The 7,305-nt window shown below is 74.1% G+C and carries 6 protein-coding genes; all 6 read right to left on the reverse strand.

Translation table 11 applies throughout. From position 1 onward, the window contains the following. Positions 1 to 182: 182 nt before the first annotated feature. Genes ABZ070_RS33970 through ABZ070_RS33995 form a run of 6 tightly spaced genes read right to left on the reverse strand, consistent with a single transcriptional unit; the run spans position 183 to position 7,101 of the window. A complete protein-coding gene (locus tag ABZ070_RS33970; RefSeq protein WP_356639657.1) occupies positions 183 to 983 on the reverse strand; it encodes a CoA ester lyase in 801 nt (266 codons plus the stop codon). Next, entirely contained in the window at positions 980 to 2,215 is a 1,236-nt protein-coding gene (locus tag ABZ070_RS33975) for a CoA transferase (protein ID WP_356639659.1), read from the reverse strand. Before ABZ070_RS33975 ends, ABZ070_RS33970 begins: the two co-directional genes overlap by 4 nt. Then, positions 2,212 to 3,099 carry a ribokinase gene (rbsK, locus tag ABZ070_RS33980; protein WP_356639661.1) on the reverse strand — a complete coding sequence of 296 codons (888 nt, stop codon included), beginning with the start codon at positions 3,097 to 3,099 and terminating at the stop codon, positions 2,212 to 2,214. The genes ABZ070_RS33975 and rbsK overlap by 4 nt, the downstream gene beginning before the upstream one ends. Next, the gene (locus ABZ070_RS33985; protein ID WP_356639663.1) at positions 3,096 to 4,679 is read right to left on the reverse strand and encodes an ADP-ribosylglycohydrolase family protein; all 1,584 of its coding nucleotides are present in this window, start codon (positions 4,677 to 4,679) and stop codon (positions 3,096 to 3,098) included. Before ABZ070_RS33985 ends, rbsK begins: the two co-directional genes overlap by 4 nt. Next, complete coding sequence (locus ABZ070_RS33990; RefSeq protein ID WP_356639665.1) at positions 4,676 to 5,875, reverse strand: ADP-ribosylglycohydrolase family protein; 1,200 nt, start codon at positions 5,873 to 5,875, stop codon at positions 4,676 to 4,678. The genes ABZ070_RS33985 and ABZ070_RS33990 overlap by 4 nt, the downstream gene beginning before the upstream one ends. Before the next feature lie 56 nt (positions 5,876 to 5,931). Next, positions 5,932 to 7,101: an ADP-ribosylglycohydrolase family protein gene (locus ABZ070_RS33995; RefSeq protein ID WP_356639667.1), complete on the reverse strand. Its 1,170-nt coding sequence runs from the start codon at positions 7,099 to 7,101 to the stop codon at positions 5,932 to 5,934. Between the last annotated feature and the right edge of the window lie 204 nt (positions 7,102 to 7,305).

Here is a 7,305-nt window from a genome sequence, read left to right on the forward strand (position 1 = left end):
GAGGCTCGGGTCCCCCGGCATGACTGCCCAGGCCCCGCATAACCCGTCACGAGAGGACCCCGGCCGGGGGCCCGGTGGGGGTCCCCCCACGCCGCAAGGCGTAGGGGGAAGAGCCCCCGGTTACGGGAAAGGGCGGGGTGGGGAGAACGCCCCGCGCAGCGGCCACGCCCCCGCCCCCTCCGTCAGAGCTCCTCCCGGCGCGCCAGGGCCAGCGTCCGCTGCGCCGTCGCGACCACTGCCGCGTCGACGAAACGACCGTCGGGCAGCGCCATCGCCCCCGCATCCGCCGCGGCCGCCTTCATGATCTCCTCCGCCGCCTCCACCTCCTCGCGCGTGGGCCGGTAGGCGCGCTCGATGACGGGCAGCTGCCGCGGGTGGATGGCCGCGCGGCCGAGGAAGCCGAGGGAGCGGCCGTGCGAGCAGGAGGCGAACAGGCCGTCGAGGTCGATGATGTCGGGAAAGATCGACTGAGTCGGTGGCGCGAGACCGGCCGCCCGGGCGGCCATCACGGTACGGGTCCGAGGCCAGTCCAGACCGGCGTCGCCGCGCAGGCCGAGGTCGGCGCGGAGATCGGCCTCTCCCAGGGCGATGCCGGCGACCGCGTCATGAGCGGTGGCGATCGCGTACGCGTGTTCCACGGCGAGCGCCGATTCGAGGAGCGCGTACAGGGGGACGCCCGGTGCGCGGGCGGCGATCTGCTGAATGTCAGTGGCGTATGCGACCTTGGGGACACGAAGTGCGGTGAGGCCCGGGAGGTCGGCCAGGGCTTCGATGTCATGGGGGGAGTTGATGCGGACATGGACGGGGACGGGCTGGGGGGACGAGAGCAGTTCCACCGTGGCGTCCAGCGCGTACGGCTTGCGGCCCTGGGCGACGGCGTCCTCGAGGTCGACGATGACGATGTCGGCCTCGGTGGCGAGGGCCTTGCGGACGACCTCGGGGCGGTCGCCCGGGGCGTACAGCCAGGTGAGAGGGATGGTCATAGCGCCCCTTGGGTGCGAAGTTCGGTGATCTCGTCGGCGGTCAGGCCCAGTTCGGCCAGGACTTCCCGGGTGTCGGCGCCGTGCGGGCGGCCGGCCCAGCGGATGGCGCCGGGCGTCTCCGAAAGCCGGAAGAGGACGTTCTGCATACGCAGCGGCCCGAGTTCCGGGTCCGGGACCTCGGTGATGGTGCCCAGCGCCTGGTACTGGGGATCGTTGAGGACGTCGCGGATGTCGTAGACGGGCGCGATCGCGGCTTCGGCCTTCTCGAATGCGCCGATCGCGTCGTCGCGGGTCTGGCGTGCGATCCAGCGGCCCACGGCGTCGTCGAGTTCGTCGGCGTGCTCGGCACGTCCGCTGCCGCTGGCGAACCAGGGCTCGTCCACGAGCTCCGGGCGGCCCACCAGATGCATGACGCGTTCGGCGACGGACTGGGCCGAGGTGGAGACGGCCAGCCAACTGCCGTCCGCCGTGCGGTAGATGTTGCGTGGGGCGTTGTTGAGTGAGCGGTTGCCGGTTCGGGGCTGGACATAGCCGAGCTGGTCGTACCAGAGCGTCTGCGGCCCGAGTACGGCCAGGATCGGTTCGATGATCGCCATGTCGACGACCTGGCCGCGGCCGGTGGTGGCGCGGGCGGCGAGTGCGGTCATGACGGCGTAGGACGTGGCGAGCGCCGCGATGGAGTCGGCGAGACCGAACGGGGGCAGGGTGGGCGGACCTTCCGGCTCACCGGTGGCCGCGGCGAATCCGCTCATCGCCTCGGCGAGGGTGCCGAAGCCGGGCCGGTGGGAGTACGGGCCGAACTGTCCGAAGCCGGTGACGCGAGTGAGGACGAGCCGTGGGTTGGCCTTGCTCAGTTCGTCCCAGCCGAGGCTCCATTTCTCGAGGGTGCCGGGACGGAAGTTCTCGACGACCACGTCGGCGGTCGAGGCGAGACGGAGAAGTGTCTCCCGGCCGCCGCGCGTGGACAGATCGAGGGTGATGTTCCGCTTGTTGCGGCCGAGTACCTTCCACCACAGACCGACACCGTTCTTGGCGGGGCCGTGGCCGCGGGAGGGGTCGGGGCGGCCGGGGTGCTCGACCTTGATGACCTCGGCGCCGAAGTCGCCGAGCATCGTCGCGCACAGCGGACCGGCGAACAGGGTCGCGAGATCCAGGACACGCAGCCCTTGCAGGGGAGGCGGGGCAGGCGCAGCAGGGGCAGGGGAACGGGTCGGTTCGGGCGCCCGGCTCATGAGGCGCCGTCGATCTCTGCGCGGTACGGCATGGACGACGACGCTCCCGGACGCTGAACGGACAGCGCAGCCGCCGCGCACGCCCAGGCCAGGGCCTGGGTGACGGGCTTCTTCTCACCGAGGGCGACGGCCAGCGCCCCGACGAAGGCGTCACCCGCCGCGGTCGTGTCCACGGCGGTCACGACAGGGGCGGAGACGGTGAGCGGCTCCGTGTCGCGCGCGGCGTACAGGCAGCCGGCGGAGCCGAGAGTGATCACCACCTCCGGGACCTGGCGCAGCAGCTCCTGCGCCGCGGAGCGCGGGTCGGCGATGCCGGTGAGGGTGGCGGCCTCGTGCTCGTTGGGGACCAGCAGGTCGGTGGCGGCGAGGAGTTCGGGCGGCAGCGGTTGCGCCGGGGCGGGAGTGAGGACGGTCCGCACCCCGTGCCGACGGGCGGCCTCGGCACCGTCGAGCACGGCGCTCAGCGGGAGTTCGAGCTGGAGGAGCAGGGTGTCGCCGGTGGCGATGAGGGCCTCCTCGCCGGGAGCGAGAGCGGTGACGGTGCCGTTCGCGCCGGGGATCACCACGATGGAGTTGCCGCCCTCGTCGTCGACGACGACATGGGCCGTGCCGGAGGGGCCCTCGGCCGTATGGAGCAGGTCCGTGTCGACGCCGGACGCCTCGAGCGTGTGGCGCAACTGCGTGCCGAACGCGTCCGAGCCGACCGCGCCGATCATCGCGACCTGACCGCCGGCGCGGGCGGCGGCGACCGCCTGATTGGCGCCCTTGCCGCCGGGGATCGTACGGAACTCGCGCCCCGTGACGGTCTCCCCGCGCTTCGGCGCATGCGCGACGAAGGCGACGAGGTCCATGTTGGTGCTGCCGAGCACCACGATGCCGGTCATGGGCGGAGGGCCTCCTTGAGTGTGAGGTGGGCGAGGGTGTCGAAACCGACGCCGTCGAAACCGGCGACGGACGTCGCGAGCCGGTTCTTGAGCGGCGCGGTCCAGCGGTCGGGGAGAGCGTCCGGGCGCCCGGCGAGCAGGCCCGCGAGCGAACCGGCCGTCGCGCCGTTCGAGTCCGTGTCCAGGCCGCCGGACACGGCGCGGCAGATGGAGCCTGTGAAGTCGCCGTCGGCGTGGGTGAGGGCGGCGGCCAGCAGCGCGGTGTTGGGGATGACATGGACCCAGTGGTAGGCGCCGTAGCGGGAGTGGACGGTGTCGACGGCGTCGGCGAAGTCGGTGTGCGCACGGGCCGTCTCGACACCGAAGCGCACGGCGTGCGCCAAGCGGGATCGGGGCGGGACGACGGCGAGTCCGGCGGCGATCGCCTCGTGCACATCGGCGTCACCGCCGGCCGCGGCGGCGAGCGCGGCGGCGACGAACATCGCGCCGTACAGGCCGTTCGCGGTGTGGGTGAGCGCCGCGTCCCGGTAGGCCTGGGCGGCGGCGGCCGCGGGGTCGCCGGGATTGGTCCACCCGTGCATGTCGGCGCGGATGGCACCGCCGATCCACTCCCGGAACGGGTTGCGGTGCGCGGCGGTGAGCGGGGGCTCGATGCCGGAGAGCAGGTTGCGGTACGCGACGCGCTCGGCGGTGAAGGTGCGGCCGGCCGGAAGCTCGTCCAGCCAGAGCCGGGCGACATCGGCGGTGGTGAAGCTCCGGCCGTGGCGCTGCAGGAGCAGGAGGCCGAGCAGTGGGTAGTTGAGGTCGTCGTCCTCCGGCATGCCGTCGATGTTCTCGGCGAGCGAGGTGGGGGCGCTGCGACGGTTCCAGGGGTGCGCGCGGGCGAGCTCCCCGGGCACTCCCTTGGCGGTGAACCAGCTGGTGAGCGGCCAGTTGCCGGTCGAGCGAGCGAGGTCCCTGATGGCGTGCAGGGGCAGCTTCTCGACGGGCTTGCCGAGCAGGCACCCCGCGGCTCGCCCGAGCCACGCGGCGTGCAGAGCGGGTCCCAGCGCCCGCCGGGGCCCGGGCCGCACGCCCCGGCCCGGTGCCGTGACGGCGTTCCGTTCACCCGGCCCGCGCTGTGCTCCGGTGCCGAAACGGGCTCCGTCCCGCACCGGGCCGGCGGTGGGCTGCCGGCCCGGGGGCGCGGCTCGGGGCGGTGTGCCCGCCGTCAGGGGGCCGCGCCCCGCGTCGGCTTCCGGTGGCGCAGGGCTCGCCGCAGCGTCACCCGTCGTGGTCGAGGAGGGCGGCGGCCAGGCAGGGCAGCGGGTTCTGATCGTGGGCAGGGAGGTCGGCTCGTCGGGAGCCAACGGGGAGGGCAGGACCGCCAGTTCGGCGAGCAGCTCCTCCGCCAGCGCGCGCAGCGCCGGCGGCGCCGGGTCGGCGGACGCGCCCGCCCGTTCCGGCGACAGCGACCCGCCCGCCGACAGCCAGCGGTCGCGGATGTGCGACCCGTCCCGGCCGTCCTCCTCCGCCTGGCGCAGTTCGTGACCGATCAGGTCTTCCGGCTGGACCCAGGTCAGGCGCAGAGCCTCGTTCATCGCGCCGTGCCCGTCAGCGAGGCGAACGCACTCTCGTGGGCCCGGCGGCGTTCCGTGTCGCGGGCGTGGACCTCGCGGGTGACCGCGGCCAGTTCCGCAGCCGGGGCGTGCAGGTCGACCCGGCTCGCCTCCGCGACCCGCTCCGCCCATTCCCGCGGCACCGTCGACTCGCCGTGCAGCGCGCCCGCGATCGCCCCGGCCATCGTCGCGATCGAGTCGCAGTCGCGGCCGTAGTTGACCGAGGCCAGGACCGTACGGCGGTAGTCGCCGTCGTTGACCAGCAGCATGCCGAGCGCGATGGGGAGTTCCTCGATGGAGTGGAGGCGGGAGGGGCGGCGCGCATTAAGTGAAGGGGCCCGGTAGTCCGGGCCGACCGTGTCGAAGGGCGCGACGGCCGCCCGCAGCGGAACCAGCGCGGACTCGAAGTCCGAGTGGTGGGCGGCCGCTTCCGCCACCGACTCGATCGCCGCCTGTGTGCCGTCCTTGGCCAGGGCCACCGCCGTCTCGACGACCGACGTGGGCGTCGCGTCCGGCAGGCACGCCGCCGCGACCGCCGCCGCGAACACCCCTGCCGCCTCACGCCCGTACGAGGACTGGTGCGCACCAGCGATGTCGACGGCCTCGGCGTAGGCGGCGGCCGGGTTCGCCGCGTTGACCAGGCCCACCGGTGCCATGTACATCGCAGCACCGCAGTTGACGATGTTGCCCGCGCCCGCCTCACGCGGGTCGTGGTGCCCGTAGTGCAGACGGGCGACGAGCCACTTCTCGGCGAGGAAGAGCCGCTGCAGCGGAATGGCCTCGGCTTCGAGTTCCGGAATCCAGCGGGGGTTGGTGATGAGGTCGGGGACGAGGTGGTCGGCCACGGCGTACGCGTCGAGGTGGTCGCGGACCGTGGCGTACACGCCGATCAGTGCGTGGGTCATGAGGGTGTCGTCGGTGATGTGCCCGTCGCCCTTGTGGTACGGGGCGATGGGGCGTGCGGTGCGCCAGTCCTCCCCGTGCCAGGGACCGACGATGCCCGTGACGCGGCCGCCGTGCCGCTCCACGATCTGGTCGGGGGTGTAGCCCTCGACGGGCCCGCCGAGCGCGTCGCCGACAGCCGCGCCGACGAGGCTGCCGGTGATGCGGTCGTCGAGGGGGAGGGTGTCTGTCGCCGCTGCTGCGGCCGTCTTCGTCGCCGCCGTAGTCGTCGTCATGTCGGAATTGTCCACCTGGGGCGGTCGTGGGCGGCGGACCTCGTGCCGGGTTTCGGCTACTCGGCGGGCGGCAGCGCCTCCTGCGGCCGCCCGCCGGACGGCCGGAGCGCGGATTCCAGCAGCCCGGCGAGCTCCACGAGATCCGTCCCGGCGAGGCGCGGCAGTGCGCAGCCCGCCAGCGTGCGGCAGGCGTCCCGCCAGGTGGCCGGCACGGACGCGCCCCCGCCGAGCGCCCCTGTCAGCGCGCCGGCGAGGGCCGGGGCCGAATCCGCGACACGCGAGAGGCAGACGGCCGCGGGTACGGCCTCCGCGACCCGGCCGCGTGCGGCGGTGGCGACGGCGAGCGCGACGGGCACGGTCTCGGCGGCGGCGATGCCGTAGCTGTAGACGTGGTCGACGATCTGGTGCTCGAGCAGCGGTACGAGTTCGAAGGCGCCGCTCGCGGCGCGGGCGAGCTCCACCGCATGGCGGGCGTTGCGGCCGATCTCGGTCTCGTCGGGGAGTTCGGCGAGCGCCGCGTCGACGGCATCGTCGACACGCGCGCCGCCGAGCGCCACTGCCACGGCGGCAGCCATGGCGCGGGCCCCGAGGATGCCGTCGCCGTCCTGCGTGTACCGGGCGTCGAACTCGGCGAGCGCGGCGGCACCGGCCGGGTCGCACGGATGGACCACGGCCAGGACGACGGCCCGTACACAGGCGGCGTCGTCGAAGTAGTGCGGGTTGTCGTGGCCGGTGGCCGGCGGGCGCAGGCCGGTGGCCAGATTGCCGAGCCCGGCACGTACGGAGATACGGGCGCGGAGGGGGAGTACGGCGGACTCGACCTCGGGAGCACGCTCGGCCGCCGCGGCGACCTGGCCGGCGAGCGAGTTCCAGGCCAGATCGATGGCGGCCCGCATACGGCGGGAGGGGTCGAGCGTGCTGAACAGCGGCCCGGCGGCGGTGAGCACGGTCCCCGCTGAGAACGTGGCCCATTCGGCGTCGTCGGAGGGCCCCAGCCGCAGCGGCTCGGGCGGCTGGTTGAGGGCGATGGGGACGGGGAGAGTGGTGGTCGCGTTCTGCTCGGCGAACGTGTCGAGCTCACGGGTGAGGCGCCGGGTCCACTCCGGCATGCGGGCGGCACGGTGGCGGGCTGCCGGCCACCCGGCCGCGTCGCCGGCGGCGAGTCCCAGGAGGAGCCCCTCGACGGACCGGCGTCCTTCGCCGGCCGACGTGTTCCGGCGAAGCAGCTCCGCCGCGCGGCGCTCATCCGCAAAGGGGCCGCGGGTGCTGAGGTCCGAGCGTCCGACGTGCGCACCGGGGGCCCGGATCACGCGCCGCTGGGCGGGTTCCGCAGATGTGACCGGGCCGTGCCCACTCCGAGCACCGCCGTTGGGCCCCACGGGCCCGCCCGGGTCCGTACCTCCCGGCTCCGCGAGGGCCGGGACCGCCCC

Source organism: Streptomyces sp. NPDC006283, from assembly GCF_040613325.1.
Taxonomy (GTDB): domain Bacteria; phylum Actinomycetota; class Actinomycetes; order Streptomycetales; family Streptomycetaceae; genus Streptomyces.